The 26910-nt window shown below is 63.7% G+C and carries 32 protein-coding genes and 1 tRNA gene; 13 read left to right on the top strand and 20 right to left on the bottom strand.

The features are described 5' to 3' along the window. Positions 1 to 60 precede the first annotated feature (60 nt). Both QU596_RS00665 and QU596_RS00660 read right to left on the bottom strand, forming a co-directional pair. Positions 61 to 612, bottom strand: a complete 552-nt coding sequence (locus QU596_RS00665) for a GbsR/MarR family transcriptional regulator (RefSeq protein WP_308516376.1) — start codon at positions 610 to 612, stop codon at positions 61 to 63. 33 nt (positions 613 to 645) lie between these two features. Then, positions 646 to 1104 (bottom strand): tRNA (cytidine(34)-2'-O)-methyltransferase, encoded by a 459-nt coding sequence (locus QU596_RS00660; protein ID WP_308516374.1) that lies wholly within the window; start codon positions 1102 to 1104, stop codon positions 646 to 648. An 85-nt stretch (positions 1105 to 1189) separates the two neighbouring features. Here QU596_RS00660 and QU596_RS00655 point away from each other — a divergent pair, with 85 nt between their 5' ends. Next, a complete protein-coding gene (locus tag QU596_RS00655) occupies positions 1190 to 2581 on the top strand; it encodes a metal-dependent hydrolase family protein (RefSeq protein WP_308516373.1) in 1392 nt (463 codons plus the stop codon). Here QU596_RS00655 and QU596_RS00650 read toward each other — a convergent pair whose 3' ends face one another. From QU596_RS00650 to QU596_RS00620, 7 genes are all read right to left on the bottom strand, one after another. Then, the gene (locus QU596_RS00650) at positions 2582 to 3991 is read right to left on the bottom strand and encodes a M16 family metallopeptidase (RefSeq protein WP_308516372.1); all 1410 of its coding nucleotides are present in this window, start codon (positions 3989 to 3991) and stop codon (positions 2582 to 2584) included. Continuing rightward, on the bottom strand, positions 3991 to 5346 hold the full coding sequence (locus QU596_RS00645; protein ID WP_308516371.1) for a M16 family metallopeptidase: 1356 nt from the start codon (positions 5344 to 5346) through the stop codon (positions 3991 to 3993). The genes QU596_RS00650 and QU596_RS00645 overlap by 1 nt, the downstream gene beginning before the upstream one ends. A 75-nt stretch (positions 5347 to 5421) precedes the next feature. After that, positions 5422 to 6417: an aldo/keto reductase gene (locus QU596_RS00640; protein ID WP_308516370.1), complete on the bottom strand. Its 996-nt coding sequence runs from the start codon at positions 6415 to 6417 to the stop codon at positions 5422 to 5424. A 12-nt stretch (positions 6418 to 6429) separates the two neighbouring features. Then, positions 6430 to 7974 (bottom strand): DHA2 family efflux MFS transporter permease subunit, encoded by a 1545-nt coding sequence (locus tag QU596_RS00635; protein ID WP_308516369.1) that lies wholly within the window; start codon positions 7972 to 7974, stop codon positions 6430 to 6432. 4 nt (positions 7975 to 7978) lie between these two features. Further along, a complete protein-coding gene (locus QU596_RS00630) occupies positions 7979 to 9061 on the bottom strand; it encodes an HlyD family secretion protein (RefSeq protein WP_308516368.1) in 1083 nt (360 codons plus the stop codon). Further along, positions 9058 to 9501: a MarR family winged helix-turn-helix transcriptional regulator gene (locus QU596_RS00625; protein WP_308516366.1), complete on the bottom strand. Its 444-nt coding sequence runs from the start codon at positions 9499 to 9501 to the stop codon at positions 9058 to 9060. The genes QU596_RS00630 and QU596_RS00625 overlap by 4 nt, the downstream gene beginning before the upstream one ends. A gap of 156 nt (positions 9502 to 9657) precedes the next feature. Then, positions 9658 to 9731 (bottom strand) — tRNA-Gly (locus QU596_RS00620). A 216-nt stretch (positions 9732 to 9947) separates the two neighbouring features. Here QU596_RS00620 and QU596_RS00615 point away from each other — a divergent pair. After that, positions 9948 to 10106 carry a hypothetical protein gene (locus tag QU596_RS00615; protein WP_308516365.1) on the top strand — a complete coding sequence of 53 codons (159 nt, stop codon included), beginning with the start codon at positions 9948 to 9950 and terminating at the stop codon, positions 10104 to 10106. Here QU596_RS00615 and QU596_RS00610 read toward each other — a convergent pair. Beyond that, positions 10103 to 10864, bottom strand: coding sequence for a competence/damage-inducible protein A (locus QU596_RS00610; RefSeq protein WP_308516364.1), 762 nt, complete (start codon positions 10862 to 10864; stop codon positions 10103 to 10105). The genes QU596_RS00615 and QU596_RS00610 overlap by 4 nt on opposite strands. A gap of 77 nt (positions 10865 to 10941) precedes the next feature. Between QU596_RS00610 and map the strand changes: the two genes are divergently transcribed. The 4 genes from map to QU596_RS00590 all read left to right on the top strand — a co-directional run bounded on the left by map (position 10942) and on the right by QU596_RS00590 (position 16845). After that, positions 10942 to 11769 carry a type I methionyl aminopeptidase gene (gene map / locus QU596_RS00605; protein WP_308516362.1) on the top strand — a complete coding sequence of 276 codons (828 nt, stop codon included), beginning with the start codon at positions 10942 to 10944 and terminating at the stop codon, positions 11767 to 11769. Between the two features lie 102 nt (positions 11770 to 11871). Next, a complete protein-coding gene (locus QU596_RS00600) occupies positions 11872 to 12747 on the top strand; it encodes an ABC transporter ATP-binding protein (protein WP_308516360.1) in 876 nt (291 codons plus the stop codon). 12 nt (positions 12748 to 12759) lie between these two features. Then, positions 12760 to 16356 (top strand): ABC transporter permease/M1 family aminopeptidase, encoded by a 3597-nt coding sequence (locus QU596_RS00595; protein WP_308516358.1) that lies wholly within the window; start codon positions 12760 to 12762, stop codon positions 16354 to 16356. A 144-nt stretch (positions 16357 to 16500) separates the two neighbouring features. After that, the gene (locus QU596_RS00590; RefSeq protein ID WP_420030989.1) at positions 16501 to 16845 is read left to right on the top strand and encodes an acyl-CoA thioesterase; all 345 of its coding nucleotides are present in this window, start codon (positions 16501 to 16503) and stop codon (positions 16843 to 16845) included. Here the strand turns inward: QU596_RS00590 and QU596_RS00585 are convergent. Both QU596_RS00585 and QU596_RS00580 read right to left on the bottom strand, forming a co-directional pair. Further along, entirely contained in the window at positions 16842 to 17504 is a 663-nt protein-coding gene (locus QU596_RS00585; RefSeq protein ID WP_308516355.1) for an alpha/beta hydrolase family protein, read from the bottom strand. The two genes, QU596_RS00590 and QU596_RS00585, sit on opposite strands and share 4 nt — an antisense overlap. Further along, positions 17504 to 18235 carry a phosphocholine cytidylyltransferase family protein gene (locus QU596_RS00580; protein WP_308516353.1) on the bottom strand — a complete coding sequence of 244 codons (732 nt, stop codon included), beginning with the start codon at positions 18233 to 18235 and terminating at the stop codon, positions 17504 to 17506. The genes QU596_RS00585 and QU596_RS00580 overlap by 1 nt, the downstream gene beginning before the upstream one ends. Positions 18236 to 18307: 72 nt before the next feature. Here QU596_RS00580 and QU596_RS00575 point away from each other — a divergent pair, with 72 nt between their 5' ends. Together QU596_RS00575 and QU596_RS00570 are read left to right on the top strand one after the other, a co-directional pair. Then, positions 18308 to 18646: a P-II family nitrogen regulator gene (locus tag QU596_RS00575; RefSeq protein ID WP_308516351.1), complete on the top strand. Its 339-nt coding sequence runs from the start codon at positions 18308 to 18310 to the stop codon at positions 18644 to 18646. A gap of 9 nt (positions 18647 to 18655) precedes the next feature. Next, a complete protein-coding gene (locus QU596_RS00570) occupies positions 18656 to 18871 on the top strand; it encodes a helix-turn-helix domain-containing protein (protein WP_308516350.1) in 216 nt (71 codons plus the stop codon). On the opposite strand, the gene QU596_RS00565 is transcribed toward QU596_RS00570, so the two are convergent. Together QU596_RS00565 and QU596_RS00560 are read right to left on the bottom strand one after the other, a co-directional pair. Then, entirely contained in the window at positions 18865 to 19287 is a 423-nt protein-coding gene (locus QU596_RS00565) for an EF-hand domain-containing protein (protein WP_308516349.1), read from the bottom strand. The two genes, QU596_RS00570 and QU596_RS00565, sit on opposite strands and share 7 nt — an antisense overlap. A gap of 80 nt (positions 19288 to 19367) precedes the next feature. Next, positions 19368 to 19790 (bottom strand): EF-hand domain-containing protein, encoded by a 423-nt coding sequence (locus tag QU596_RS00560; RefSeq protein WP_308516348.1) that lies wholly within the window; start codon positions 19788 to 19790, stop codon positions 19368 to 19370. 115 nt (positions 19791 to 19905) lie between these two features. Here QU596_RS00560 and hemF point away from each other — a divergent pair, with 115 nt between their 5' ends. Continuing rightward, positions 19906 to 20748, top strand: a complete 843-nt coding sequence (gene hemF, locus QU596_RS00555; RefSeq protein WP_308516346.1) for an oxygen-dependent coproporphyrinogen oxidase — start codon at positions 19906 to 19908, stop codon at positions 20746 to 20748. A 2-nt stretch (positions 20749 to 20750) separates the two neighbouring features. Continuing rightward, on the top strand, positions 20751 to 21365 hold the full coding sequence (locus QU596_RS00550) for a GNAT family N-acetyltransferase (protein WP_308516344.1): 615 nt from the start codon (positions 20751 to 20753) through the stop codon (positions 21363 to 21365). Here QU596_RS00550 and QU596_RS00545 read toward each other — a convergent pair. Beyond that, positions 21311 to 22132 (bottom strand): DUF7847 domain-containing protein, encoded by an 822-nt coding sequence (locus tag QU596_RS00545; protein WP_308516342.1) that lies wholly within the window; start codon positions 22130 to 22132, stop codon positions 21311 to 21313. The genes QU596_RS00550 and QU596_RS00545 overlap by 55 nt on opposite strands. Before the next feature lie 94 nt (positions 22133 to 22226). Here QU596_RS00545 and lipB point away from each other — a divergent pair, with 94 nt between their 5' ends. The 3 genes from lipB (at position 22227) to QU596_RS00530 (ending at position 23697) form a co-directional block, all read left to right on the top strand. Then, on the top strand, positions 22227 to 22892 hold the full coding sequence (gene lipB, locus QU596_RS00540; protein WP_308516340.1) for a lipoyl(octanoyl) transferase LipB: 666 nt from the start codon (positions 22227 to 22229) through the stop codon (positions 22890 to 22892). 84 nt (positions 22893 to 22976) lie between these two features. Further along, a complete protein-coding gene (locus QU596_RS00535; RefSeq protein WP_308516339.1) occupies positions 22977 to 23243 on the top strand; it encodes a hypothetical protein in 267 nt (88 codons plus the stop codon). 100 nt (positions 23244 to 23343) lie between these two features. Further along, complete coding sequence (locus tag QU596_RS00530) at positions 23344 to 23697, top strand: hypothetical protein (protein ID WP_308516337.1); 354 nt, start codon at positions 23344 to 23346, stop codon at positions 23695 to 23697. A 1-nt stretch (position 23698) separates the two neighbouring features. Here the strand turns inward: QU596_RS00530 and queE are convergent, their stop codons facing one another. The 5 genes from queE to hslO form a co-directional block, all read right to left on the bottom strand. Beyond that, positions 23699 to 24331: a 7-carboxy-7-deazaguanine synthase gene (queE, locus tag QU596_RS00525; protein ID WP_308516334.1), complete on the bottom strand. Its 633-nt coding sequence runs from the start codon at positions 24329 to 24331 to the stop codon at positions 23699 to 23701. Continuing rightward, a complete protein-coding gene (queC, locus tag QU596_RS00520; RefSeq protein ID WP_420030988.1) occupies positions 24328 to 24951 on the bottom strand; it encodes a 7-cyano-7-deazaguanine synthase QueC in 624 nt (207 codons plus the stop codon). The genes queE and queC overlap by 4 nt, the downstream gene beginning before the upstream one ends. A gap of 38 nt (positions 24952 to 24989) precedes the next feature. After that, complete coding sequence (locus QU596_RS00515) at positions 24990 to 25340, bottom strand: DUF3147 family protein (RefSeq protein ID WP_308516331.1); 351 nt, start codon at positions 25338 to 25340, stop codon at positions 24990 to 24992. 153 nt (positions 25341 to 25493) lie between these two features. Then, a complete protein-coding gene (locus QU596_RS00510; protein ID WP_308516329.1) occupies positions 25494 to 25874 on the bottom strand; it encodes a DUF3617 domain-containing protein in 381 nt (126 codons plus the stop codon). Between the two features lie 95 nt (positions 25875 to 25969). Then, complete coding sequence (gene hslO / locus QU596_RS00505) at positions 25970 to 26872, bottom strand: Hsp33 family molecular chaperone HslO (RefSeq protein WP_308516328.1); 903 nt, start codon at positions 26870 to 26872, stop codon at positions 25970 to 25972. Positions 26873 to 26910 lie beyond the last annotated feature (38 nt).

The raw sequence follows: 26910 nt of genomic DNA, 5'->3' as shown, positions 1-26910 counted from the left end.
AATTTCTGAAAATACAGAAATAGATAGGCGTGGTTCGGATCGTTGCGTTCACTTCTCCCTTCAGTCAGATTTGCGTTTGGAGCCCGGAATGAGGGCAGCGACCTTGGATCCCAGCTTCATCAACGTGATGAGCGTGGGCTTGGGCAGCCTGCGAACCTGGTCGTACCAATTGGTCAGCGTGCTGATGAATTCGTGCATGCGCCCGATCCGCTCGCGGACGTGGGCCGGCACATCCTTTCGGTCGGCGATGCTTTCCTTCAATCGTGCGAGCAGATCGATGGTAGGATCGATTTCCCGCCGCTTTCGCTCCGCGCTGATTCGCATCAGCAGTTCCCACAAGTCGGTCTCCGCCACGAAATGGTCGCGTCGGTCGCCGCTGACATGCTGTCGCCGCACGATGCTGTACGACTGCAGTTCCTTCAGCGCGGTCGATACATTGGACCGGGCGAGTTTCAGGGTTTCGCTGATGTCTTCCGCGTTCAGCGGCCGGTCGGACAGATACAGCAAAGCATGGATTTGGGCGACCGAGCGGTTGACGCCCCAATTGGTCCCCATCTGCCCCCAATGGAGGATGAAGGCCTCGGCTTCGGGAATCTCGATCAATCCGCTCATTTGTAATTTCTGTAATTTCAGAAATGTACGATGTCAACGTCGAGACGGTAGCATCCCCGTCTGGCGAAGCGCCTCGCCGACAGCGAGTGCCGTTGTGGTCGCAAGGTTCAGCGACCGCACCTCATCGCGCATGGGAACGCGCACGCGGGCATCGCAAGTATCTGCAACCGCCTGTGGCACACCCGCGCTTTCCTTGCCGAACAGCAGCACATCGTCTGCTCGAAATTCAAACTCGTAGGCCGACTGCTGCGCCTTCGTCGTGAACAGCACCAGCCGTCCGGCGCCAACCGTTTCGCGAAACGCGTCGAAACTCGCGTGCCGCAGCACTTCGACATGGTCGATATAGTCCATCGCCGTCCGCCGGACGCGCCGGTCGTCCCAGGCGAATCCCGTCGGCTCAATCAGGTCGACCGCCACGCCCATGCACGCGCCCAGCCGCAGCACCGCGCCGACATTCCCGGCGATCTCAGGTTCGAAGAGGGCAACGCGCATCCGGCCCGAGTAGCGAAAGCCGCGCGCGCCTCAAACCGGCAAAAGCGGCTTTCCTATCTGGCCTGTTTTGTGGTCCACTCGCCCGATGATGCAGCAACTTGCCGCTTTGCCCATTCGCGCCGACGCCAGGCTTCTTAAGGTCACGAAAAATGCGCCTGTCCCCGTGACTCTTGCGACCTTAGGAAAGTTACCGGAGCGCCGAGGGTCGCGGCTGGGTCAGCACGTTGCTCGCCTTGGCATCGCGATTGCCGCGCTTTTGGCATGTTCGGCGCCCGTTGCGGCCGAAAGCCTGCTGATCCGCCCCGCCCGTGTTTTCGACGGCGTCACGAATCACCTGGGCTGGAGGGTACTCGTCGATGGCGACCGCATAGCCGCCGCCGGCCCCAATCCCACCGCACCCGCCGGCGCCCGCACCATCGACTTGCCCAACGCCACTTTGCTGCCCGGCATGATCGAGGGTCACTCGCATCTCTTCCTGCACCCGTACAACGAGACCCTGTGGGACGATCAGGTCCTTCACGAGCCGCTCGCGCTGCGCACCGCCCGCGCCGTCGTGCAGGCGGAACGCACCCTGGACGCGGGCTTCACCACGGAGCGCGATCTTGGAACTGAAGGGGCCGGCTTTGCGGACGTCGGCCTGCGCCAGGCGATCGACAAGGGCATCGTCCCGGGGCCGCGGCTGCTCGTGGCGACCAAGGCGATCGTCGCCCGCGGCGCCTACGGGCCGAAGGGCTACGAGCCGGGCGTGCCGATTCCGCAGGGGGCCCAGGAAGTCGCCGGCGTCGAAGAGACGATCCGCGCGGTTCGCGACCAGATCGCGGCCGGCGCCGACCTCATCAAATTCTACGCCGACTACCATTGGGGCAAGGGCGAGCCGAGCCGCCCTACCCTGTCGCAGGCCGAGCTCGACGCAGGGGTGGCCGCGGCGCACGATGCCGGCCGGATGGTCGCCGTGCACGCCAGCACCGCGGAAGGCATGATGCGCGCGGTCCGCGCCGGCGCAGATACGATCGAACACGGGTACGGCGGCACAGAAACGGTGTTCAAGGAAATGGCAGCGAAGAAGGTCGCACTCTGCCCAACCCTTGGCGCGTCCGAAGCTTACGCCCGTTACTTTCAAAACTGGAACGGCCAGGAACCCGCACCCGAAAGCGTTCAGGAAAATCGGCGCGCCTTTCGGCTCGCCGTCAAAGCTGGCGTACCGATCTGCATGGGCGGGGACGTCGGCGTTTTCACGCACGGCGAGAACTGGCGCGAGATGGAGGCGATGCAGTCGTCCGGGATGCCGGCCGCGCAGGTCCTGAGCGCCGCGACTGCCGGCAATGCACGCATCCTGCACTTGACTGACCGCGGCGCGATCAAGCCGGGCCTGCTTGCTGATCTTGTCGCCGTCGATGGCGATCCGACCTTGGACGTCAAAGCCGTGCGACAGGTGCGTCTGGTGATCAAGGGCGGGAAAGTCGTTCGCGCGCCTTAGCTATTTGCCTGTCGGAAGCGTGACCCGCTGCACAGCAGCGCGCTTAAGCTCAGGCAATTCCATCAACTGCGGCTCGACGCTCTTCACGTCGCCAACCACCACCATTACCAGCCGGTCGATCGGGAGGTCGGTTTTGGCAAGTGTGCTGATCTGCGCCGGCGTAACCGCCATCGCGCGCTGGACGTAGCTGTCGAAATAGCTGGGCTTGAGGCCAAGCAGGTCGGCGCGAACGAGCTGTCCTGCGATCAGGTCGGCACTGGTCGTCCGCATCAGGAGATAGGAGCCGGCATAGGTCTTCATGCCTTGCGCTTCCGCCGCAGCGGGTGGGTCCGCCTGCAACCGGCGGATCTCCTTGAACACTTCGGCCATCGCCTTTCCGGTGACCGATGGCGTGATGTCGCCCGACCAAACCCAGCTGGCGCCGCCCGGCCTTCCCGCGATGTTGGAGTAAGGCGAATAGGTGAAGCCTTTGTCCTCGCGGATATTGGCCGTGATGCGCGAGCCGAACGACCCGCCGAGCAGCGCATCGGTTACGCGAAATGGAACATCCGTCGCAGATCCCACCGCTGGCGCAGCGAATGCAAGGCGCACCGTCGTCTGCTCACTTCCCGGCCGATCCGCGAGAACAAGCTTGGGCCCGGCATTGAACCGAGCCAACAACTGCTTGCGCGGCGGCCCGGCCGTCCAGGATCCGAATGCGCGCTCGGCGGCAGCGCGTACCGCCGCTTTGTCGAACTGGCCGATGACATAGAGGGTCGACCGTCGCGCGCCGAATTGCGTGTCGTGGAACTGCTTCACGTCCGCGAGGCGATAGCCGGCCAACTGCACTGCGGTCGGGAGCGGCGTTCCATAGGGATGCGAACCATACAACGCTTTGGCGAGCAAAGCGTCGGCCATCGACTGCGGCGTTGCTTCCGCCTGCGCCAAGGCACGCTTGCGATTGGCCATGACCCTGTCGAAGTCCGCTTGTGCAAGCGTCGGACGCCGCATCACATCCCCAAGCAGGGTAACCGCATCCCCCGCGCGCTCCGCAAGCACGGTCGTCGAATATTGCGTCAGGTTGGCGTCCGCCCGCGCGGACAACGATCCCCCCATTCCGGAAAATGCCTCGGCTAGCTGGGTAGCCGACAGCCCCCCCGCCCCTTCCTTCGCGAGATCGGCGTTGATCGCCGGCAACCACGGCTTGCCCGGGGCGTCGAGATCGCCCGCGAAGGTGGTCAGCACCAAGGTGGTTTGCGGCACCGACCCGAAGGGCACGAACGCGATCGTCATGCCGTTGGCCAGCCGCACACGCTCGATCGTAGGCATCTTGAACGGCCTTGGGGTACCAATCGGCGGCGCGGCCGGAGCCGTCTGGGCGATCGCCGGCGGCGCTAGGAGGGCAGCGGCGAGAAGAATGGATGCACGCATTACTGGCCTGCCTTTCCTGCGTCCTTGCCGGCGACGATCGTGAAGGTCGATCGTTGCTCGGGTCTCAGATATCGGCGCGCAACGTCCTGAACCTGCGCCGCGGTAACCGCGTCGAAGCGCTCGGGCAGTGAATTGACCATTCGCGGGTCGTCGCCAAATAAAGCTGCAAGCCCAACCAAGTCCGCCAGCTGAGCTCCACTCTCATCTGCGATCGCACGATAGAGCGAGGACTTTGCCTTGGTTTTCGCGCGCGCCAGTTCTTCGGAGCTGGGCGGCGCGGCAAGGAAATCGTCCATCACCTTGTCGACGACCTGCTTGATTTCCGCATCGCTTACCGACGCATCGTGGGTGAAGCTGACCATCCACAAGGCAGGGCCCTTGTAGCTGTACATGTCTCCGAGATAGCCGTTGATGCCGCCATCGAGGTCGCCGGTGATCGAGCGGTCGATCGACAGCGCGCGGTTCAGGCGGCTGTCGGCGCCCTTCAGCAGCATCTGATCGATCAGACCCATGACGATCCAGTCCTGACCGCCGCGGGGCGGGACATGATATGCGAAGCTGTAGCCCGGCTTCGGTGCAAGCGGATCGACACGCGAGCCCACGCGCGCCTTGGTCTGCGGAGCTTCGGAAAGATCGGGCAGCGCGACCGGCGGCCCGGCGGGTATCGGTCCGAAGTATTTCTGCACCATGGCCTTTGCCTGGACCGGGTCGAAGTCGCCCTGGATGACCAGCGAGGCATTGTTGGGGCGGTAATATCTGGCTGAAAAATCCTTGGCGTCGGCCACGGTAGCCGCCTCGATTTCCTTCAGGTCGCCGTAGAAATTGTGGGAATTGTACCAGTTGCTGTTGGCCAGCATCGGCAGGTCGATCCACGGCCACGATCCATAGGGCGCATTGAGGACGTTGACCTTTACCTCATTGCCGACGACGCCCTGCTGGTTCTTTAGCACCACGTCGTTGATGACCGGACGCGCCATGCGGTCGCTATCCAGCCAAAGCATGCGCTCCAGGGCGTTCGACGGCACCCACTCGACGTAATCGGTGTAATCGAAGCGCGTCGAGCCGTTGATGTAGCCGCCGGCTGCGGTCACGTCGCCGATCAACCGGCCCTTCGGCGCATTCTGCGATCCCTGAAACATCAGATGCTCGAACAGGTGCGCGAATCCGGTGCGATCGCGCGGCTCGACGCGAAAGCCTATCCCGTAAAACTGCTTCACGTTGACGGTGCCGGTCTTGCTGTTCGGGACCAGCACAACTTTCAGCCCATTGCTAAGCGTATAGCTCTCGATCGGCAAGCTCAGCGCCGGCGTCGCCGCGATGGCGGCCGACGATGTCACTGCCAGCAGTGATGCCAAAATAGTGTTTCGACGCACAGCGAATCCCCCGCGATTTTGCGCGAAGTTAATGCGCTGCGTCAGTCACGCAAGCCGTCAGCCGTTGATCGTCTGCATACCCGCGGCGTGATAACGATCGCCCGCCGCCGCGCCCGGCGGTAGAATATCGTCAAGCCGCCGAAGGTCGGCCTCGGTCAGCTTCACCTCCAACGCACCGATGTTGTCGTCGAGATAGCGGATGTGCTTCGTCCCTGGGATCGGCACAACATCGTCGCCCTTCGCCAAGACCCAGGCAAGCGCCAGCTGCGCGGTAGTGCAACCCTTCTCGCGCGCCATCGAACCAACCTCATCGACCAGCTGCAGATTCTTCGCGAAATTCTCTCCCTGGAAACGCGGATGATTTCGTCGCGTGTCACCTTCAGGGAAGTCGTCGGGCGACTTAAATTGTCCCGTCAGAAAACCGCGGCCGAGCGGTGAGTAGGCGACGTAACCGATGCCAAGTTCGCGCACTGTCGGCAGCACGCCACCTTCCGCATCGCGGCTCCACAGCGACAGCTCGGTCTGCACCGCCGTTATCGGCGACGTGGCATGCGCCTTGCGAATGGTGACGGGCGCCGCTTCACTGAGGCCAAGGAAGCGAACCTTCCCCTCTTCCTTCAGCCGCGCCATCTCGCCGACCGTATCCTCGATCGGCACGTTCTGGTCGACGCGATGCTGGTAATAGAGGTCGATGACGTCAACGCCGAGCCGCTTGAGGCTCGCCTCGCAAGCCGAGCGCACGTAGGCGGGATCGCCCTTCACGCCGAGGAACTCGCCGTTCGGCCCGCGCACGTTGCCGAACTTGGTCGCCAGGAATACGTCGTCGCGTCGGTCACGGATGGCCTTTCCGACCAGTTCCTCATTGCGGCCGACGCCGTACATGTCCGCCGTGTCCAGGAAGTTCAAACCGCGGTCGAGCGCGTGGTGGATCGTCGCGATCGATTCCTGCTCGTCACCGCTGCCGTAGAATTCGCTCATGCCCATGCAACCAAGACCGATGGCGGAAACCTCCGGTCCGTTCTTGCCGAGACGGCGCTTGCCAACCTGAAACATGAGCTTCTCCTTTTAATCCATGGCGACGTGGGGCGGCCCGCCGCTGCCGGCCTTGTTGCCGCGCTTCATGAGCAGCAGCAGCGGCAATACCGAGAAAGTGACGATCATCATCAGCTTGAAGTCATCGAGATAGGCGATGAAAAGCGCCTGCTTGTTGATGATCATATTGATGTAAGCGAGCGCCGCCGGACCCGCGACCGGAAACACCGTCTGGAGCATGCTCGGGTCCGCTGTCGGGATCGTTTGCTCGGTAATGTTCCGCGCAAGGTCCGCATGCGAAACCTGCGACATCCTCACCAGCTGGGTGCTAACCACCGAAATGCCGATTGAGCCGCCGATGTTGCGCGACAGGTTTAGCAAAGCTGCCGCCGTTGTGCGCGCTTTTACCGCCAGCGTTTCAAAGGCCAGACTCTGCAGCGGCACAAAAATGAGTCCGAGCCCCAGCCCCTGCACAACGCCGCTAAGGATCACCGGCCGCGCCGGCTGATCGATTGCAAAGCCCGTCATCATATACAGCGAAACGCCCATGAGGACGACGCCAAGGCCGACCAGCAGACGGGAATCGACCTTCCCCGTCAGCCGCCCGGCCATCAGCATCGAAATAAGGGTACCGATACCGCGCGGCGCCGTGAGGAAGCCCGACTGCAGCACCGAATAGCCGTACATGGTCTGCAGCAGCGGCGGCAGCAGCGCGAGGCCGGCGAGCAGCAGCACGCCCGTCACCGCCATGAAAACCAGCGCGGTCGCAAAATTGCGATCCTTGAACATCGATCTATCGAATAGGGGGTTCTTGGCCGTGACCATGTGGACGACGAACATCCAGGCAGCCCCGATGGCGAGGCCAAGCTCGAGCCGGATCTCCCAGCTATCAAGCCAGTCTTCCTGTTGTCCGCGATCAAGGAACAGCTGCAGCCCCGCCAAGGCGAGCGCCAGCAGGATGAAGCCGAACATGTCGAACTTGCGCTGATGGGTTTCGGTTTTCGGCATGAAGCGCGCCATGACCAGCACGCAAAGGATGCCCACCGGCAGGTTGACCAGGAAGACCCAGCGCCAATTGTAGTTGTCGGTCAGCCAGCCCCCCAACACCGGCCCCAGGATCGGCCCGATCATCACGCCGCCGCCGAACAGCGCCATCGCTTGGCCATGCTTCTCGCGCGGGTTGATGTCGAACAATGTCGCCTGCGCCAGCGGAACGATGAACGCGCCGCCTACGCCCTGCAGCGCCCGGAACATTACCATTTCAACTAGCGACGTGGCGGTCGCGCACAGCACCGACGCAACGGTAAAGACCACTACCGAAATCAACAGCAGGCGCTTCCGCCCGACCTTGTCGGCCAGCCAGCCGCTAATTGGCAGCGCGATGGCCGAAGCGACGATGTAGCTTGTCAGCACCCAGTTGATGGTGTCCTGCGTCGCGCTGAGGCTCGCCTGCATGTGCGGCAACGCCACGTTGGCAATGGTCGTATCCAGCACCTGCAGCAGAACGGCCATCATCACCCCGATGGTGACGATGATCCGTTCGCCGGTAGGCAGTGGATGGGTGGCGGCTTCCGCCATGGCCTTACTTTTTCGACTGGTCGTCGAAATAGACGGTTGAGGTTACCGACAGGCCAGCAATCAACGGCTGCGCCGGATGCCCGTCGAACGCGATCCGCACCGGCACGCGCTGCGTCACCTTGACCCAGTTGCCGTTGGCGTTCTGCGCCGGCAGCAGCGAGAATTCGCTGCCCGTGCCCGCACCGACGCTCTGCACATGCGCGTCGAACTTCTTCCCCGGATAGGCGTCAACCTCGACCGAGGCGCGCTGTCCAGGAACCATGCGACCGACGTCCTTCTCCTTGAAATTGGCTTCGACCCAAGCGGTCGTGCTGTGCACGAGGCTGATCATGCCGACGCCGGTCACGGCCATCTGGCCGACCTGCAGCTTGTCGGCATTTTCGACGATGCCGTCCATCGGCGCCTTCACCTCAGTCCGCGACAGGTCCAGCCGCGCTTTGTCGACGGCGGCCCGCGCCTGCGCGATTTGCGGCTGTTCACCATTGCTGCTGACCGCGGCGCTGGCATTGGCCGCGCGAGCGCGAGCATCGGCAAGCTGCGTTTCCGCCGCCCGCACTTCGTTGAGCGCGTCTTCATAATCGGCTTTCGTGGTGAAGCCCCGCTTCAGCAGCGCCGACTGACGGCCTAGCGCGTTCTGCTTGATCGCCAAGTTCGCCTGAGCGCCGGTGATGTCGCCGCCCGTCCCTGCAGCAGTCGTGCGCAGCACCTGCGTCTGCAGCTGCGCCGCGGCGAGCGCCGCCTGCGCCTGTTCGAGCGCCACCTGGTATGGCTGCGGATCGATGCGGAACAGCACGTCGCCGCGCTTCACCTTCGCACCATTGCGCACGCGGACCTCGACGACCTGGCCGTTTACCTGCGGACTTACGGACACGATGTCCTGGCGGATCTGCGCGTCGTCAGTCGACACGCTGCCCCCGCTGGTCAGCCACCAATAGGCGCCGATGGCGATCAGGATCGCCGGCACGATCAGCATGACGATCGTCTTCAATCTGCCCTTACCCTGCGGCACTTTCACGCGGCGACGCTTTTTCGGCGCTTCCTCCGCGACATCCGCAGGCGCCATCGGTTCTGTAGCCATCTTGTTCATTGGTTCGATGCCTTGTCGATCGGAACGGCTCGGGCCACGTTTTCACGCACGCGTCCCAGCACTCGCCGCGCAATTTCAATCTGTTCGGATGGGATCCCTTCAAACGCGTGGCACGTCATCTCGTTCGCCACACCGCGCAATTTTTCAATCAGCGGGCGGGCCGTTTTCGTGACATGCAGCCGCCAGGCGCGGCGATCAGCCGGATCGGCAACCCGCTCGACCAGCCGGGCTTCTTCCAGCCGGTCGACAATCCGCGAGAGCGTGATCGGCTCGATATCCAGCATGTCGGCTAGCTCGATCTGACGCAGGCCCGGCTGCCTTTCGAGCCGGAAGAGCACCTTCCACTGCGCACGCGTGACGCCGAGCCCGCAAGCCCGGCGATCGAAGGCCTTGCGCAGCGCGTGGGCCGTCTCGCCAATCTCGAAAGGAAGGGTTTCCATCGGCAACCGATATAGTAAGCCTGCTTATATTAAGCAACCTCAAACGCAGATAGAAGTGTGCGGTTCCGGGTGAAATTCGTGCAATTCAAAGTGCAAAACGAACCCGCGCTGCTCGCGGCGTGACTACTGCCGCGGCAAGCCTTGGCTCGACTGCCGTGGAGCGGGTAGCGGGAATCGAACCCGCGCGTTCAGCTTGGGAAGCTGACAGGCTACCATTACATCATACCCGCCCGTGGGCTGGCGCCGATGTGGATTGGCCGTCTGGCCAAGTCAACGGCCTCGGAGCGGAACGCCTAAGCGCGCACCGCTTTGATGGGGCGATGGCTCAACGCCCACCCTATCCTGTTACTCCAGACGGCAGGTATTTTGTCGTCCGCGGACGCCTGTGGCGAACAAGCAACCCAGCCCTCGCTCCCGAACGCCGTCAGGCCCTCGTCAGAGAATTGATGGACGCCCGGCGCACGCGCGATCGTGCGCGGGTCGACGCCGCCAAACGCGCGCTCGGGGAGCGCGGCGAGCCCTGGTGGACCGACGGCGCGCCCGACTACAATCGGCACATGGCGAAGAATACGCCCTATGCCGAATGGTTCGCTGACCTCGCCTAGAGCCCGCCCTCGACAGGGTCGAAGCCGGCTTGCCGCAAGCCCTCGGCCAACTGCTGGGCGGTTTGACGCGCCAGGTTGCCATCGGCGGACCGGATCACGAAGTTCGACCCGTAGCGGCCTTCCTTGAAAAATGGATAGCTGCCAATCGCCACGCCAGGATTGGCCGCTTCCGTCTCGCGCAGCAGATCGGCGACATCGCTCTCCGGCGCGCGTGCGCCGACGGTCACCGAAACCACCGGCCGTCCGCCCTCGAGCGTCCCGGTCATCGCGGCTAGCATCGCCGCCGTGATTCCCGGCACCCCCGCCATGATGAAGACGTTGCCGATCTTGATCCCCGGGGCGCCCGAGCTGGGGTTGGCAAGCAATTCGCTCCCCTCCGGCACCCTCGCCATGCGTAGCCGCGCCGGAGTTAGCCCGCCAGGCCTTTCGCGATAGTATCCTTCAAGCACCTTGCGTGCATCCGGGTGCTCGACGACCGGCACGCCAAAGGCTTCCGCAATCGCATCGACCGTGATGTCGTCGTGCGTCGGCCCGATGCCACCGGTCGTAAACAGATAATCATGCGCCGCGCGCAGTTCGTTCACCGCACTCGCGATGTGCTCGGTCATGTCCGGCACGACGCGCGCTTCCGCCAGCCGGATGCCCTGGTCATTCAACCACAGCGCAATTTGCGCGATATTCTTGTCCTGCGTCCGCCCGGACAGGATTTCATCACCGATGACGACCAGCGCGGCCGTCCAGATCCGTTCTTCGCTCACGCGCCGTCCCTAGCCCACCCGAAGCCTCGCGCAACAACCCCGTGCAAAATCCCGTGGGATTGCCTACTTAGGGGCCAATGACCCAGTACATCACCGTTGCCGCCGACGACCGCGTCGAAGCCAAGAATGGCGTGATCAAGCTGCATGGCCCGGAAGCCTTTGCCGGAATGCACCGCGCCGGCCGCCTGGCCGCGGAAATCCTCGATGCTTTGGTGCCCCACGTCGTGCCGGGTGTCACGACCCAAGAGCTGGACGACCTCGTCTACAAGCTGACAGTCGAAGGCGGCGGAACGCCGGCGACGCTCGGTTATCGCGGCTATACCAAGAGCTGCTGCATCTCGATCAACCATGTCGTCTGCCACGGCATCCCCGGCGACAAGGCGCTCAAGGACGGCGACATCGTCAACATCGACGTGACGCCCATCGTCGATGGCTGGCACGGCGACACAAGCCGCATGTTCCTCGTCGGTGACGTTCCCCTGAAGGCGCGCAAGCTGGTCGACGTCACCTACGAATGCCTGATGCTAGGCCTGGAACAGGCGAAGCCCGGCAACCGCCTTGGCGACATCGCCAATGCGATCCAGCGCCACGCCGAGGCCCATCGCTACGGCGTAGTCCGCGACTTCTGCGGTCACGGCGTCGGTCGCGTCTTCCACGACAGCCCCGAAGTCATTCATGCCGGCCGCCCCGGCACGGGTGTCGAGCTGCGCCCCGGCATGATTTTCACCGTCGAGCCGATGATCAACATCGGCCGTCCCGACGTGAAGATCCTCGAAGACGGCTGGACAGCGGTAACCCGCGACCGCTCGCTCTCGGCGCAGTTCGAGCATTCGATAGGCATCACCGACACCGGCTGCGAGATTTTCACGAAAAGCCCCGGCGGTCTCGACAAGCCACCTTACTAAAACTCGCGGCCGCCGTTCGTCGGCCTGTCGAAAGCTTGGTCAGCGTCCCTTGACCGCTCCGCCTGCCCCCTGATTAATCGCGGCAAATCCCGGGGGGCATCAATGCTGGAAATCGCAAACCTTTCGCACACCTATGCCAACGGCACTGTCGCGCTTGACGACGTAAGTCTGTCGATCCCCCGCGGCATGTACGGGCTGCTTGGCCCCAACGGCGCCGGCAAGTCGACGCTGATGCGAACGGTGGCGACGCTTCAGGAGCCGACGTCGGGCAGCATTAAGTTCGGCGACATCGACGTGCTCGCAGACCCAGACCGCCTGCGCCGGACGCTCGGTTACCTCCCGCAGGATTTCGGCGTCTACCCGCGTGTTTCGGCCTATTCGATGCTCGACCAGATGGCGGTGCTCAAGGGCATCACCGGCAAGGGCGAGCGCAAGAGTGTCGTCGAAACCCTGCTCAGCCAAACCAACCTCTGGGCTGTCCGCGACAAGTCGATCGCCGGCTTTTCGGGCGGCATGCGGCAACGCTTCGGCATCGCGCAGGCGCTGATCGGCAATCCCGAGCTGATCATCGTCGATGAGCCGACCGCCGGTCTCGATCCGGAAGAGCGCAACCGCTTCCTCAACCTGCTCGCCGCGATCGGCGACAATGTCGTCGTCATCCTCTCCACCCACATCGTCGACGACGTCGCCGATCTCTGCCCGCTGATGGCGGTGCTCGCCGACGGCAAGGTTCGGCTGCAGGGCAAGCCGGGCGACCTCATCGCCTCCACCCGCGGCAAGGTGTGGCGGAAGTCGATCGACAGCGAGCAGCTCGAAGACACGCAAGCCAATTACAACGTCATCTCGACCCGCCTGTTCGCCGGCAAGACCGTCGTCCACGTCTTGGCCGACAATCGGCCCGAGGGCTTCGACCCGGTCGAAGGCGGCCTTGAGGACGTCTATTTCTCGACCCTGTCGTCGCTTCGCCGCGCGGCCTGAGGAGCCACACCCATGCTGCTTGGCATCACGGGCTTCGAGGTCCGCTACCAGCTTCGCAACCCGGTCTTCTGGGTCGCGGTCGCCATCTTCTTCCTCCTCGGCTTCGGCATCACGTCCAGCGAGAACGTCAGCATCGGCACCCCCGGCGGCGTCCATGAGAATGCGCCGAACGCAATCGCCATCGCGACGGCGGTCTTTTCGCTCTTCTATCTGTTCGTCATCACCGCCTTCGTCGCGAATGCCATCGTCCGCGATGACGCGACCGGCTTCGCGCCGATCATCCGCGCGACCTCGGTCACGCCGCGCCAGATCGTCATCGGCCGCTTCCTCGGCGGGCTGTTCGTTGCCTGGCTCGGCTATCTGTCGATCCCCGCCGGCATGTGGGCCGGCTCGATCATGCCCTGGGTCGATACCGAGACGGTCGGCCCGCAGGTTGCATCCTATTACCTCTGGCCGTTCCTGATCTTCGCGATCCCGAACATCTTCCTCATCTGCGCCGTCCTGTTCGCGCTCGCGACTACGCTCCGTTCGATGATGGCGGCCTATGTTTCCGCGATCGTGTTGGTCATGGGCTACATGATCACCACCAGCGTGCTCGGCCCCAAAGTCGAATATCGCGAGATCCTGTCCCGCTGGGAGCCCATGGGTACAGGCGCTCTGGAGGAAGCCACCCGCTATTGGACTCAAAGCGAGCTCAATAGTCGCCTCATCGAGCTCAGCGGCAACCTGCTGTTCAACCGCATCTTCGCGATTCTGCTCGGGCTCGCCTTCCTCGGCCTGACCCTGTGGCGCTTTACAATGACCGAGCGCGCACCGTCGCGTTGGAAGCTGCGGCGTCTCGCCAAGCGGAAGTCGCGCGACACTGGCTTCGCCGACGCACCGGCCGCGCTGGACGGCGGCAGGGTCGTGGCTCGGGACGCAACACCCTCGCGCACAACCCAATTTCTCTCGCGACTTAGCATCGAAGTTCAGCAGGTGGTGACCAGCCCGGGGCTCATCGTGCTGACGCTTCTCGCCATGACCTTCACCGGCATCGTGCTGTGGTTCGCGCAATCGACCTACGGCACCGCTGACCACCCGACCGTCGCCGCCACCATCACCGGCGTGATGGGCGGGTCTGCGTTGTTCGTCCTGATGATCACCGCTTTCTACAGCGGCGAACTGGTCTGGCGCGAGCGCGACCGCAAGATCAACGAGATCGTCGATTCCACCGCCGTTCCAAGCTGGGTGATGACCATTCCGAAGATCATCGCGATCTTCCTTATCCTCGTCATCGTCAACGTGGCGTCCGCGTTGATGGGCATTGCCTTCATGGCGATCGGCGGCGCGCGCACGCTCGGGCTCGGCTCATTCTTCAGCTGGTTCATCTTTCCTTTCGCGCTGGACATGCTGCAGATCGCCATTCTCGGCGTCTTCTTCCAGGTGCTCAGCCCCAACAAATATGTCGGCTGGGGACTGCTCTTCGTGTGGTTCGTCGGCGGGATCTTCCTGCAGAACATGGGCTGGTCGAACCCGCTTTACAGCTATGGCGGCAACCCCAGTGTTCCGCTCAGCGACTTCAACGGCCAGGGCAGCTTCTGGATCGGCGCGATGGTCTTCCGCGCCTACTGGCTGCTGTTCGGAGTCATCCTGATCGTCATCGCGCATCTGCTCTGGCCGCGCGGCACCGATCTTGGCCTCCGCGTGCGGTCTCGCCGGATGCTGCGTCACGCGACGGGTACGCCGCTGGCCATTGCGGGCGTCGCCGCGGTAGCGATGGCCGCGACGGGTGTTTACGGCTACCACAACATCAAGCAGCTCAACCGCTACTTCACGTCCGAAGACGCCGAGAAATATGCGGCGGACTATGAGAAGAAGTATCTCAAGTTCGAAAAGCTGCCGCAGCCCTCGATCGCGCATGTGAAGCTCGACGTGCAACTGTTCCCGCAGCAGCGCCGCTTGATCGCGGTCGGCAACTACGACCTCGTCAACAATACGCGGGTGCCGATCCGCGACGTCCACATCCGCCAGGGCGAGCAGGACACTACCTACGACCGGCTTGAGCTGAGCGGCGCGAAGCTCGTCTCCTACGACAAGCGCTTTGGCTATCGGATCTTCCGCTTTGAGCAGCCGCTACAGCCCGGCGCGCACGCCACGCTGGCCTTCGCCTCGCAGCTATGGCGCCGCGGCTTCCGCGCGGGCGCGCCCGCCACGGACGTCATCGAGAACGGCACCTTCCCCAATAATTTCGACTTCGCGCCGATCATCGGCATGAACCGGCAGAATCTACTCGACGATCGCGCCAAGCGCCGCCGCCAGGGCCTGCCGCCCGAATTGCGCATGGCCAAGCTCGAAGACCTATCGGCGACCGCCCGCAACTACATCGGCAGCGACTGGACGACATCCGACATCACGCTGACCACCGACGCGGATCAGACGCCGATCGCCCCCGGCAACCGCGTGTCCGACAACACCGCCAACGGCCGCCGGACCGCCCACTTCATTAGCGGCGCGCCGATCCTGAATTTCTTCTCGATCCAGTCGGCGCGGTACAAGGTCGCGACGCGCGATCACAACGGCCTGCAGCTTCAAGTCTATTACAACCCGGGCCACGACTGGAACGTCGCCAAGATGCTCACCGCGATGGGCGACGCGCTCGACTATTATCGGGCGCACTTCGGGCCGTACCAGTTCAACTACGCCCGGATCGTCGAATTCCCCGGCTACAACAGTTTCGCCCAGGCCTTCGCTGGGACGATGCCCTATTCGGAATCGATCGGCTTCAACGCCAACACCAACGATCCCACCAAGATCGACTGGACGACCTATGTCGTCGCGCACGAGATGGCGCACCAATATTGGGCGCACCAGGTGATCGGCGCCGACATGCAGGGCGGCACGATGACCAGCGAGACGCTGGCTCAATATTCCGCGCTGATGGTGATGAAGCACATGTACGGCCCGGATAAGATCCGCCGCTTCCTCAAGTACGAGCTCGATAGTTACCTGCGGAACCGCCAGTCGGAGGTCGTCGGCGAAGTCCCGCTCGAACGCGTCGAGAACCAGCCCTACATCCATTACCGCAAGGGTGCGGTGGTCATGTACCTGCTGCAGGAACGGCTCGGCGAAGCCGCAGTCGATCGCGCCCTCTCGCGCTTCCTCGCCCGCTTCCGCTTCAAGGGTGCGCCTTACGAGCGCTCGGTCGATCTGGTCGATGAGTTCCGCAAGGAAGCGAAGACGCCCGAGCAGCAACAACTGATCACCGACCTGTTTGAGCGCATCACGCTCTACGATCTCAAGGTCGTGGACGCTTCGACCAAGAAGGACGGTGACGGCTGGACCACCATTCTCACCGTCAAGGCCGACAAATTCTATGCCGACGCCAAAGGCAAAGAGACCAAGGCGCGGCTCGCTGAGCCGATCGAGGTCGGCCTATTCGAAGCGCGTCCGGGCCTTGGCGAATTCTCGTCGAAGGACGTGGTGGTCATGGAGCAGCGGCCAATCGTCAGCGGCACGCAGAAGATCGTCCTGCATAGCAAGGTGAAGCCGAAGTTCGCGGGCATCGATCCCTACAACTTCTACATCGACCGCAACTCGGACGATAACGTGAAAGACGTAACGACGGGCTGAGCCGCGCGGTCGCCACAACGTTAACCTGTAGCCTTCACGTTATTGACACAAATGTCAGCGGATGAGAGCGTGCAAACGCTTGATTCGAGGTGATTTGTGACGTTCCGCCACCCAGTTGCGATCCTGCCGGCCGACATCGACCACATGGGTCACGTCAACAATGCCGTATACCTCAAGTGGGTGCAGGAAGCGGTGGTCGATTACTGGAGCACCGTTGCCCCGCCCAGCGCGGTCGCGGCGCACCTGTGGGTCGCGATGAAGCACGAGATCACGTACCTCAAGCCGACGTTCCTGCAGGACAATGTCGTCGCGGAAGTGATCGCCGAGAAGGTCCAGGGCGCCCGCGCCTTCTTCCGCACCGTCCTGCGCCGCGGCGACGACGTGCTGAGCGAAATTCAGAGCACCTGGTGCTGCCTCGACGCGGCAAGCCTACGCCCAGCGCGGCTCGCGCGAGATATCGTGGCGCGCTTCCTGCCCCCCAGCGCCTAAATCAATCCGGAAATCCACGCCTCGACGGCGTCGAGTGCGTCGTTTTCGGACTGAATGCTCGTTCGCCCGCTGCGCGCCGGTACTTTCAAGCTGTGATCGGCGTCGGCGATGACTTTCAGCGTGGCCCGCTCGCCCAAGCGCTCGACGACCGGCTTCAGCAGTTCCATCTCGGCCAGCGCATCGCGTTCGCCGGACACGAACAGCATCGGAACCGCGACGTGCGCCAGATGCTCGGCGCGCTCGATGCCCGGCTTGCCCGCGGGGTGAAGCGGGAAGCCGATGAAGATCAGCCCGCGCACCCCCGGCAACGGTTCGATGGCCTGCGCCTGCGACGTCATCCGTCCACCGAACGACCGCCCGCCGGCGAACAGCGGCAAGTCAGGCGCCAGCCGCGCCGCTTCTGTGACCGCGGCGCGCACCGCGGCATGTGCGGCCTTGGGCGCGTCGACGCGCTTCGACCCGCGCTCCATGTATGGGAACTGGTAGCGCAACGTCGCAATCCCGCGCGCCGACAGCCCTTGCGCGTTCGACTGCATCGAGCGATGCGATATTCCCGCGCCAGCACCATGGGCGAAGACGAACAGGGCCTTTGCGTCATCTGGCCGGATCAGCAGCGCCGAGACACTGCCATCTCCGACCGGGATGCGCAGCGCCTCCATCAGGCCATCGCCTCCCACCGCGCAGTCAACGAACGCGCTGCCTCCACGTCGGGTGGGAAATCGACCTCGCCCCATTCTTCGCCGTTGATGTCCAGCGTCCACACGTCGCTCGACTGGGCGAGGTGATGAATGACCCGCAGATACCAGATCGTCGTGCCCTCGGGCGTGCGTAGCGCCTGCTCGATCGCCGTCCGAAACCGCTCCGCACCCCCGGCCCGAAAGGCTAACAGCCCGATCGACTCCGCGTTGACGCCCTCGCTCAGCCGCTTGCCGATCGCCTTCAGCTGCCCGCCGTCCTCGACGACCTTCATGTCATCGTCGTCGTAAGTGGGTTTGCGGTCGATGGTGACGCAGATCCCGGGCTGGTCGTTCGCCACCACCCGCTTCATCAGCGCGTCGGACACCAATGTGTCGCCGTTCCACACCAGGCAGTCGCCGGCGAGTTCGTCGCGCGCCATGTAAAGCGAGCCGGTATTGTCCGCGACCTTGTAGAAGGGATTGAAGATCGTCCGCACGCGCGGGCCTCGTCCGCGCTTCGCCAGCGCTTCCTCGATCCGGTCATCCTTGAAGCCGGTGACGACCACCGCTTCATCGATCCCATTAGCCGCCAGCGTGTCCAGCTGCCGGTCGAGCAAGGTGCGCCCATTGAAGTCGATCAGGCACTTGGGCCGGTCGCTGACTAGCCCGCCGAGCCGCGAGCCCTGTCCGGCCGAAAGAATGATGGCTTTCATATCGGCGCCGACTGCCTTTCAAATGAGGCGGGGATTGGGCATTAGCGTGCTGTTCAGCACGGGAACCTGCGCGTGAAGAAGATTGAAGCGATCATCAAGCCCTTCAAGCTCGACGACGTGAAGGATGCGCTGCACGAAGTCGGCGTATCCGGCATCACCGTCACCGAAGTGAAGGGCTTCGGCCGCCAGAAGGGGCATACCGAGCTCTACCGCGGCGCCGAATATGTCATCGACTTCCTGCCCAAGGTGAAGATCGAGGTGGTGATCGAGGATTCGATGCTCGACAACACGCTGGAGGCGATCGAGAACGCCGCCCGCACCGGCCGCATCGGCGACGGCAAGATCTTCGTCCTCGACGTCCAGGAAGCCATCCGCATCCGCACTGGAGACCGCGGCTCTGATGCGATCTAGGACGCCCGCGTGACCGACAATCGAGAAATGCTGGCGTCCATGTCGCCCGACGAGCTGCGCGGCGCAATGCGCAGCCTCGGCTATCGGACGCAGAACGACCTGGCCCAGGCGATCGGCGTCTCACGCTCGGCGGTCAGCCTGTGGCTCGAGGGCAAGGTCGGTGTCCCCCGCCCCGTCGCCATGCTCTTACGGATGCTCGTGAACGCGCAGCGGCGCGTTTACTGACCCTGGCGCTGGGCGCGCAGCTGCGCGCGTTCGGCCGCCGTCACCGTGCCGTCGTGATTGAGGTCCATCGCGTCGAACCGCGCCAGCGCCTGCACTTCGAACTGAGCCAGCGTCATCGACTGCGCCGTACCGAAAGCCCGGTCGATCATCCGACCCATCCTGCCCGCACCACGCCCGTCGTCTCCGCGCGAGGCCTCATACTGCGCCGTCTCTTGCTCAGCTTCGGCTTTGGTTACCGTGCCGTCCTTGTTCATGTCGAACCGGCTGAACATCAGGTCCGCGCGCTGCTTGGCCTCGGCACGCGTCAGGTCGCGCTGCGCGTTCGGCGCTTGGACGGCCGGCGGCGATGTTTGAGCCATTGCTAGGGTCGAAAAGCCGACGGCGACGGCCGCCGTTGCAACATGCAAAACTTTCATAATCTCTTCCCGACTTGCCTTACTGCGCACGGACTGCCGCGCGGCGCGTGAACCGCCGCTTACCGGATCATGAAATTCCGCTAGCGGCTGCTGAGCTGGGTCGACGATCCCGTCCGCTCGGCAACGCTCAATATACCGTCGTGATTGACGTCCATCTGGTCGAAATGGGTCAGCATCGCCTGCTCGAACTGCTTGCGGTCGACGCGCTCCATCCCGGCAAAGGTGTGCTCCATGAACTTCAGGGTGTGGCCGCCAATGCCCGGCGCGACATCGCGGCCCGTCATTGCGCGCTGCATCATCAGGCGGCCGCCCGCGGAAGCCGCCTCGTCGCGGCTGATGAAACCGTCGCGATTTAGGTCGAACTGGTCGAACAGGGCATCGGCGCGCTGGACGGCCTGCTGCCGAGTCAGGGGCGTGATCTCGCTGCCGGCCAATGGCGCCGCACTTGCCTGAACTGTCAGGAGGCCCGCTGCACAGCCCAGGATCGTCGTGAGTACCCGCATCTTTAATCTCCGCGCCGCGCGTCCTCGCGGCCAAGGTCCCTGTCTACAGCCGCTTGGGGCAAGCCGGTTCAACAGCGGCTTGACGCATGATTACTTCGCTTTCATCCGCGGCTCGATGATCGAGCTTGACGCACAACAGCAGGCTTCCCGCGACTGGTTCGAATCCCTTCGCGACCGGATCTGTGCCGAATTCGAAGCGATCGAGCGCGAAGCGGGATCGGACGCGTCCTTTGTCTACACGCCATGGGACCGCACCGACGCAAGCGGCGAGCCCGGCGGAGGCGGCGTGCGCGGCCAGATGGCCGGCAAGGTGTTCGAGAAGGTCGGAGTCAACGTTTCGACCGTCGGAGGCACGTTTAGCCCCGAATTCGCGAAAAGCATTCCGGGCGCCGATCAGGATCCGAGCTTCTTTGCCACGGGCATTAGCCTCGTTGCGCACATGGCAAATCCGCACGTCCCCGCCGTGCACATGAATACGCGCTTCCTCACGACGACCAAGCGATGGTTTGGCGGCGGCGCCGACCTCAACCCCGCCATCCCCAACCATGAGGACACCGAGGCCTTTCATGCGCGGCTTCGAGCAGCCTGCGCCGCGCACGATCCAACCTTCTATCCGCGCTTCTCAAAGTGGGCCGAGGAGTATTTCTGGCTACCGCACCGCAACGTCGCGCGCGGGGTCGGCGGCATTTTTTACGATCATCTCGAAGGTCATTTCGACGAGCATTTCGCTTTCACCCGAGATGTCGGCGAAGCCTTCCTCGACATCTTCCCCCAGATAGTCCGCAAGCGGATGGACACGCCCTTCGACGACGCCGATCTCGATCGCCTGCTGACCTTCCGCGGCCGCTACGTCGAGTTTAACCTGCTCTACGACCGCGGTACCCTGTTCGGCCTCAAGACGGGCGGCAATATCGACGCGATCCTGATGAGCCTACCGCCACTCGCGCGGTGGAAATAGGCTTGGCTTACGAACCGGTGGCCGACGGCGAACTCGTCGCGCTGGTCACCTTTCTTGAAATGCGATCACAGCCACATCTCGAAATCCTCACGAGCGACTTGCGGCTCTGCCGCTGGCAGCCGCCGATGCTGGACAACTATCGTGCGTTGTTCCGCAAGGTCGGCGCACATTGGCTGTGGTTTTCACGACTGATTCGCGACGACGCCGCGCTCGCCGCAATTGTCCACGATCCTGCAGTGCACGTCTTCGCCGTGGCGGATGACGCGGGCCAAGAGGTTGGCCTCCTGGAACTCGATTATCGCGAAGCCGGCGCGTGCGAACTCGCCTTCGTCGGCTTGGTGCCGGAACTGGCCGGCCAAGGGCATGGCAAATGGTTGCTGGCAGAGGCGGTTAAGCGCGCCTGGCGCCCCGGCGTGACCCGCGTCCACGTCCACACCTGCTCGCTCGATCACCCCGCAGCCCTGTCGGCTTACGAGCGTGCCGGCTTCAGACCTTATAAAAGAGCGCTCGAACGCTTCCCCGACCCGCGGCTGCTTGGCGTGCTGCCGCCCGACTGCGCTCCTCAGATCCCGCTGCTCGGAACTCCGACCTCGGCGCCACTGCGCCCCGCCAGCTGAAGGTAGATCCGCGCCAGCATGACGGCGAAAACCGTCGTGACCGCCGCACTGACTAGGGCCGAAACGAGCGCCACCACCAGCGCCGCCGCCGATAACGGTTGTGCGGGCCCTAGGGTCAGCCGAACTACGACGTTAGTGGCGCTGCCGATCGCCGTCAGAAGGATGATCGTCGCCACCAGAAACATCAGCAGAAAGCCGAGCAACGGCCAGAAATTTCCCGAGGTCAGCGCCCAGCTGCGCTTGATGATCTGGATCGGCCCGACGTCTTCCGCACTGGCAACGGACGATGACATGATCAGCCGGACGCCAATCGCGATGATGGCGATCAGGACCGCGATCGATACGAAACTCAATGCAGGACTCATCGGCACCGGCCGCTGATTGATCGGGACGCCTAGCGCGCTCAGCAGGAATGCCAGCGGAACGGCCGCCAGGAACAGCGCGATCACCAGCATCAAAACCGCAAGAAAGTAGATTGGCAGTCGGCGCATGCCGTGCGCGATTGCGCCGCCGACTGTGATCGATGGGCCGAGCGCGAGCCGGATCAGCGCCAATTGCCCGCCCAGCGCCACGAGCGACGCAATGACTGCGATGAGGTCGATCCACCACGGCGTCTCGCTGGCGCTGACACCGCCGGGATTTAACAAGCCGTTGATTGCCGAGGGAAGCGCCACCAGCGCCAGCGCGACGGCCATCAGCAACTGCCCATCCCGCGCGAAGATCGCCTTGCTTTCGTCCCACGCCGCCGAAATCGACAGTCTGCGCATCAAACACCCCTCTAGAACCTTGCGGCCGTTATGCGGTGAGCGACAGCGCCGCGCAACGCTTGCCCTCCCCAGCGCTGCTCGCCATGTCCCGCCCGTGAACAGCAACATCAACGACATCGAATGGCGGGTCAGCAGCGAGCCTGTACCTTATCAGGAAGCGCTAGCCTTCATGGAAGCGCGGGTGGCGGCCATCCGCGCCGGCGAAGCCCGCGAATGCATCTGGTTGCTCGAACATCCGCCGCTGTTCACGGCCGGGACCAGCGCCGACCCGTCCGAATTGATGAATCCCGAACGTTTCCCGGTCTTCGAAGCGGGCCGCGGCGGCCGCTATACCTACCACGGACCCGGTCAACGCGTGGGCTACGTCATGCTCGATCTCGACCGCCGTGGCCGCGACATTCGCTGCTTCGTTCATGCGCTGGAAGGCTGGATGATCCACACGCTGGCCGAATTCGGCGTCGAGGCCCACCGAGCGGAGGGCCGGATCGGCATCTGGGTTGGCGAGGGCGTCCAGGAAGCGAAAATTGGCGCTCTGGGCGTACGCGTGAAGCGTTGGGTGACGCTCCACGGCTTCGCGCTCAACGTCGCGCCCGACCTGTCGCACTTCGGCGGAATCGTCCCCTGCGGAATCGCCGACTTCGGAGTCACCAGCCTGGCGCAACTTGGGAAACAAATTCCGATGATGCGGGTTGATGACGCCTTGAAGCGCAGTTTTCCGTCTTTTCTCAATGCGTTGGGTGGCCAGTGCAAAGAGTCTTGATGGAGCGTCCTGCTTCAGACTATTGTCCGCGCGATTTGCGAACCGGGCAAACCGGTCCAGATCGCAATATATAGGGAGTCTTGAATGCGTGCTCTTATCCTGGTCGCTGGTGCGGCCCTGGCGGTTTCGGCTTGCAGCAGCAACGATAGCGCCAACAACACCATGAACGTCGACGAAAACATGATGACGACGGACATGAACACCACCACCGACATGAACGCGATGGACATGAACGCCACGACCGACGCCAACATGGCGGCGGATGCTGCCAATACGGCGGCTGTTGCGGCGAACAACGCTGCCGACGCTGCGAACGCTGCGGCCGCGACGACGACCAACAACGCGATGTAATTGCTCACGCCTCCTCACGGGGGCGTTGGCTTTTCAAGAGGCTGCCGGTAATTCCGGCAGCCTCTTTTTTTGGCTTTTATCCCTCCGGAGTTTCTGCCCGATGCGCGCCCACCTGCTGATTGCCGCCCTTCTCGCCCTGTCCGCGTGCAGCAAGGGAGCGCAGGTCGACAATAGCGCGCAGACCAGCGATGATCTGACCGCCGATGCAATTGTCTCCAACGATGTGACCGCGATCGACGCGGTCACCGGCGCGGCCGCAAACATGGCGGCCGATGTCGACGTCAATTACGGATTGGACGCCAGCAGCAATTCCGGCAGCGATGCGACCTCGGACGACGCGTCAGCCAAAAAGCCGTCCCAATCCGCTCCGCGTAAATCGAAGCCAGCCGATGACGCTGAAAGCAACAGCGCCGCGCCGGCCACGGCGGCTGCCGCGACCAGCAACGCGGAATAGGTCACGGCAATCCGACGGCCTTGTGCGCCTGTAATGACAGTCGCCAGCGCGGCCGGTCCATCGCCAGCTTGATCGCGGCTTGAAGCGCTTCCTCACGGTCGGCACAATCCATCGGCTGCACCAGGAAATGATCGAACTGCCAGCTCTCCAGCTCGGCCGGGTCGATGCCCGGCTGTGGCCAAACCAATTTCAGCTCATTTCCACGACGCTGGATAACTTCCGTCCCGGCCTTGGGGCTTACGCACACCCAGTCGATGCCGTCGGCCGCCGGCAGCGTCCCGTTGCTTTCCATCGCCACGCGAAATCCGCGTGCGTGCAACGCCTCAATCAGCGGCTCGTCGAGCTGCAACATGGGCTCGCCACCGGTGATGACGACCAGCCGCTGGTCGCGCCCATCGCCCCACAGAGCCTCGACCTGCTCCGCCAGCGCCTCAGGTGAAACGAACTTGCCCCCGCCCTCGCCGTCCGTCCCGACGAAGTCCGTGTCGCAGAATTGGCATTGGGCGGTGGCGCGATCCTGCTCGCGCCCGCTCCACAGATTGCAGCCGGCAAACCGCAGGAACACCGCGCGGCTGCCCGACTGAACCCCCTCGCCCTGCAGCGTCAGGAAGCATTCCTTCACCGCGTAAGTCATGTGTAGCGCGTCAGATCCGCAATACCGGCCTCGGCAAAGCCCCGCGCGCGCAGCACGCAGGCGTCGCAATGGCCGCAGGCCCCGCCGTCCGCCGCCGGATCGTAGCAGCTGTGGCTCATGCCGGCGTCGAGACCGAGCCGCTGCGCTTCCCGCGCGATATCCGCTTTGCTCATATCCTGCAGCGGCGCGTGAATCTTGAACGGCTCGCCCTCGACGCCCGCTTTGGTCGCAAGTTTCGCCAGCCGCTCAAATTCCGCGACGAACTCCGGCCGGCAATCCGGATAGCCCGAATAGTCCAGCGCATTGACACCGATGAACAGGTCGCGCGCGCCGCTCGCCTCGGCCAAGCCCAGGGCAAGGCTCAGGAAGATCGTGTTCCGCGCGGGTACGTACGTGACGGGAATACCCTCGCCCACCCCATCCTTGGGCACGTCAATATCGGCGGTGAGCGCCGAGCCGCCGAATGCCCGCAGGTCGAGCGGCAAGACCACATGCCGGTCGGCCAGCCGCGCCGCGATCCTCTTCGCGGCTTCCAGCTCGACCCGGTGCCGCTGGTTGTAGTCGACGGTCAACGCTACGACTGCATAGCCCTGCTCACGCGCGATCGCGGCGCAGACCATCGAGTCGAGCCCACCAGACAACAGGACGACGGCGCTGTTCACAGCTTGATGCCCATCCGCGGGGCGGCCCAGAACCAGGCGGCGTAGAGCGCAAGCGTTCCTACAATCACCACGGCCATCGCCGCCCAGAAACCAACACCGGACCGCAGCAGCCAGGGCAGGACGATGAACAATGGCAGCGACGGCAGGATGAACCAGAACGCGCCCGTCGATAGCTGCGCCACGCGCTCCGGATCGCCGCTGTCCCGCCACAACCAAATCATCGCCAGCAATGACGTCAGCGGCAGAGACGCGAGCAGGCCGCCCCAGCCGGGATTGCGGCGCGCAACCTCGGAGATCGCGGCTACCAGTGCGCCCGACAACGCCGCCTTGATGAAGAGATAGAACATGGCCGCGCCACTTAGGCGCGCGCGACACGTAAAAGAAGGGCCGCCCATCGTTGAGAGGGGCGGCCCAGTGATCGGACATCGCTGCCCGATTGGGAGGAAAGCGTGCCAAATCCGGCACGAGTCATGCTTACGACGTTATGGCTAAACGAGGCCTTAATGGCGCGTCGTTGCGAGATTTTTCTGGCAGTCGCCGATCCGGCGCGCCTGCAGCACGTAATTGAAGGGCAGGCCGCCTGAAATGCCCTGCGTGTTGATCCGCAACGACCGCGGCGTCAGCACGTCGATGTCGCTGTGCCCAAAGCCGGCCGCCCCGCAGCTGTATTCGATCGATGCCTCGCTGCCGGAAGACTTGAGCACCTTCGAAGTGCACGTCTTCCCGCGATGCTCGAAGCGCGCCAGGGCAGTCACGTCGGCCACGCACTGACGCGCCAGCATTTTTTCATGTTCGGCACCCGTTACTTCCCACAGTCCCGGTTGCAGGTCGCCGAGGGTCGCGACGCCCTTCGCGGCCGCCAGCGCGAATGCAGCAGCCACGATAGTCACGGATGTCGCCAACCGAGTCATTACGGTTCCAGCATTACCATGCGGCAGTTAATCGCGGGTAATGAATTCGTCGGCTTCCCGACCCTTCATTCGACGTCGCCCGGCGCGATCGGGAAGCTCGACGAGCAAAAGGCGCAGTCGACGCGGATGAGCCCATCGTCCCCGACCATCGCCTGACGCTCCTCCTCCGGGAAACGCGCGATGACCGAGCGGACATATTCCGGATCGCACCGGCATCCCCGGCTCAGCGACAGCGGCGGCAAGGTACGCACCTCGTCCTCTTCATGGAACAAACGCCACATCAGGTCCTCTAGACTAAGCGTCGGATCGGTCAGTTCCGCCGGCTTCACCGAGCCGCCCAAGATCGCCACGTGCGGCCAGTCCGGATGGTCGAGCCGCGTATGCAGCCGCTCGCGACCCTCCTCGCCTTCCGGCAGGTGCTGCAGCAGCAGACCGCCCGCGTACCAGTGCCCGCCCCGCTTCTCAGCCGCTAGCCGGACCAGGCTCGGGATCTGCTCCGATTGTGCGAAATAGCTCTGCGCCGCCTCGGCCAGGCTCTTGCCTTCCAGCGGCACGATACCTTGGTAGCGCTCCTTGGCCATCGGCTGGTCGAATGTGGTTGCCAAATACCCCTTGCCGAAAAGCTCCGGCAGGGTGGGGTTCGGTCCGAGTTCACGGATGCGCTCGGCATCGTGCCGAACGTAGCCGCGCAATTCGCCGCCCAGATAGTCGCAGACCATCAGGTCGATCGGGCCGCCTTCCGTTTGCGCCTGCAGCGTTAGCTGGCCCTCTGGCTCCTTGAGCAGCGATCCGAGCAGCGCGGTCAAGGTGAGCGCCTCCGCCAGCAACTGCTCAATGACCGGCGGATAGCCGTGGTTGGAAAGCACTTGGTCGACCACCGGCCCGAGCCGGGCGATCCGGCCGCGAGCATTGCGCGAGGGAATTGCGACGCCCAGCGCGACGTCCGTGAAAAGTTCAGTTGTGGGCATGGCGGAAAGATAGGGCGCCGCCGGACCTCACACAACCG

It is taken from the genome of Sphingomonas flavescens, assembly GCF_030866745.1.
Classification (GTDB): Bacteria; Pseudomonadota; Alphaproteobacteria; order Sphingomonadales; family Sphingomonadaceae; genus Sphingomicrobium; species Sphingomicrobium flavescens.
This window is presented reverse-complemented; position numbering and strand designations above follow the sequence as displayed.

Excerpts from the sequence above, each read along its gene's own strand:
- QU596_RS00665 (WP_308516376.1), bottom strand. The coding sequence starts at position 612 with ATGAGCGGATTGATCGAGATTCCCGAAGCCGAGGCCTTCATCCTCCAT.
- QU596_RS00660 (WP_308516374.1), bottom strand. The coding sequence starts at position 1,104 with ATGCGCGTTGCCCTCTTCGAACCTGAGATCGCCGGGAATGTCGGCGCG.
- QU596_RS00655 (WP_308516373.1), top strand. The coding sequence starts at position 1,190 with ATGATGCAGCAACTTGCCGCTTTGCCCATTCGCGCCGACGCCAGGCTT.
- QU596_RS00650 (WP_308516372.1), bottom strand. The coding sequence starts at position 3,991 with ATGCGTGCATCCATTCTTCTCGCCGCTGCCCTCCTAGCGCCGCCGGCG.
- QU596_RS00640 (WP_308516370.1), bottom strand. The coding sequence starts at position 6,417 with ATGTTTCAGGTTGGCAAGCGCCGTCTCGGCAAGAACGGACCGGAGGTT.
- QU596_RS00635 (WP_308516369.1), bottom strand. The coding sequence starts at position 7,974 with ATGGCGGAAGCCGCCACCCATCCACTGCCTACCGGCGAACGGATCATC.
- QU596_RS00630 (WP_308516368.1), bottom strand. The coding sequence starts at position 9,061 with ATGAACAAGATGGCTACAGAACCGATGGCGCCTGCGGATGTCGCGGAG.
- QU596_RS00625 (WP_308516366.1), bottom strand. The coding sequence starts at position 9,501 with ATGGAAACCCTTCCTTTCGAGATTGGCGAGACGGCCCACGCGCTGCGC.
- QU596_RS00615 (WP_308516365.1), top strand. The coding sequence starts at position 9,948 with ATGGACGCCCGGCGCACGCGCGATCGTGCGCGGGTCGACGCCGCCAAA.
- map (WP_308516362.1), top strand. The coding sequence starts at position 10,942 with ATGACCCAGTACATCACCGTTGCCGCCGACGACCGCGTCGAAGCCAAG.
- QU596_RS00600 (WP_308516360.1), top strand. The coding sequence starts at position 11,872 with ATGCTGGAAATCGCAAACCTTTCGCACACCTATGCCAACGGCACTGTC.
- QU596_RS00595 (WP_308516358.1), top strand. The coding sequence starts at position 12,760 with ATGCTGCTTGGCATCACGGGCTTCGAGGTCCGCTACCAGCTTCGCAAC.
- QU596_RS00590 (WP_420030989.1), top strand. The coding sequence starts at position 16,501 with ATGGGTCACGTCAACAATGCCGTATACCTCAAGTGGGTGCAGGAAGCG.
- QU596_RS00585 (WP_308516355.1), bottom strand. The coding sequence starts at position 17,504 with ATGGAGGCGCTGCGCATCCCGGTCGGAGATGGCAGTGTCTCGGCGCTG.
- QU596_RS00580 (WP_308516353.1), bottom strand. The coding sequence starts at position 18,235 with ATGAAAGCCATCATTCTTTCGGCCGGACAGGGCTCGCGGCTCGGCGGG.
- QU596_RS00565 (WP_308516349.1), bottom strand. The coding sequence starts at position 19,287 with ATGAAAGTTTTGCATGTTGCAACGGCGGCCGTCGCCGTCGGCTTTTCG.
- QU596_RS00560 (WP_308516348.1), bottom strand. The coding sequence starts at position 19,790 with ATGCGGGTACTCACGACGATCCTGGGCTGTGCAGCGGGCCTCCTGACA.
- hemF (WP_308516346.1), top strand. The coding sequence starts at position 19,906 with ATGATCGAGCTTGACGCACAACAGCAGGCTTCCCGCGACTGGTTCGAA.
- QU596_RS00545 (WP_308516342.1), bottom strand. The coding sequence starts at position 22,132 with ATGCGCAGACTGTCGATTTCGGCGGCGTGGGACGAAAGCAAGGCGATC.
- QU596_RS00535 (WP_308516339.1), top strand. The coding sequence starts at position 22,977 with ATGCGTGCTCTTATCCTGGTCGCTGGTGCGGCCCTGGCGGTTTCGGCT.
- QU596_RS00530 (WP_308516337.1), top strand. The coding sequence starts at position 23,344 with ATGCGCGCCCACCTGCTGATTGCCGCCCTTCTCGCCCTGTCCGCGTGC.
- queE (WP_308516334.1), bottom strand. The coding sequence starts at position 24,331 with ATGACTTACGCGGTGAAGGAATGCTTCCTGACGCTGCAGGGCGAGGGG.
- queC (WP_420030988.1), bottom strand. The coding sequence starts at position 24,951 with ATGGTCTGCGCCGCGATCGCGCGTGAGCAGGGCTATGCAGTCGTAGCG.
- QU596_RS00515 (WP_308516331.1), bottom strand. The coding sequence starts at position 25,340 with ATGTTCTATCTCTTCATCAAGGCGGCGTTGTCGGGCGCACTGGTAGCC.
- hslO (WP_308516328.1), bottom strand. The coding sequence starts at position 26,872 with ATGCCCACAACTGAACTTTTCACGGACGTCGCGCTGGGCGTCGCAATT.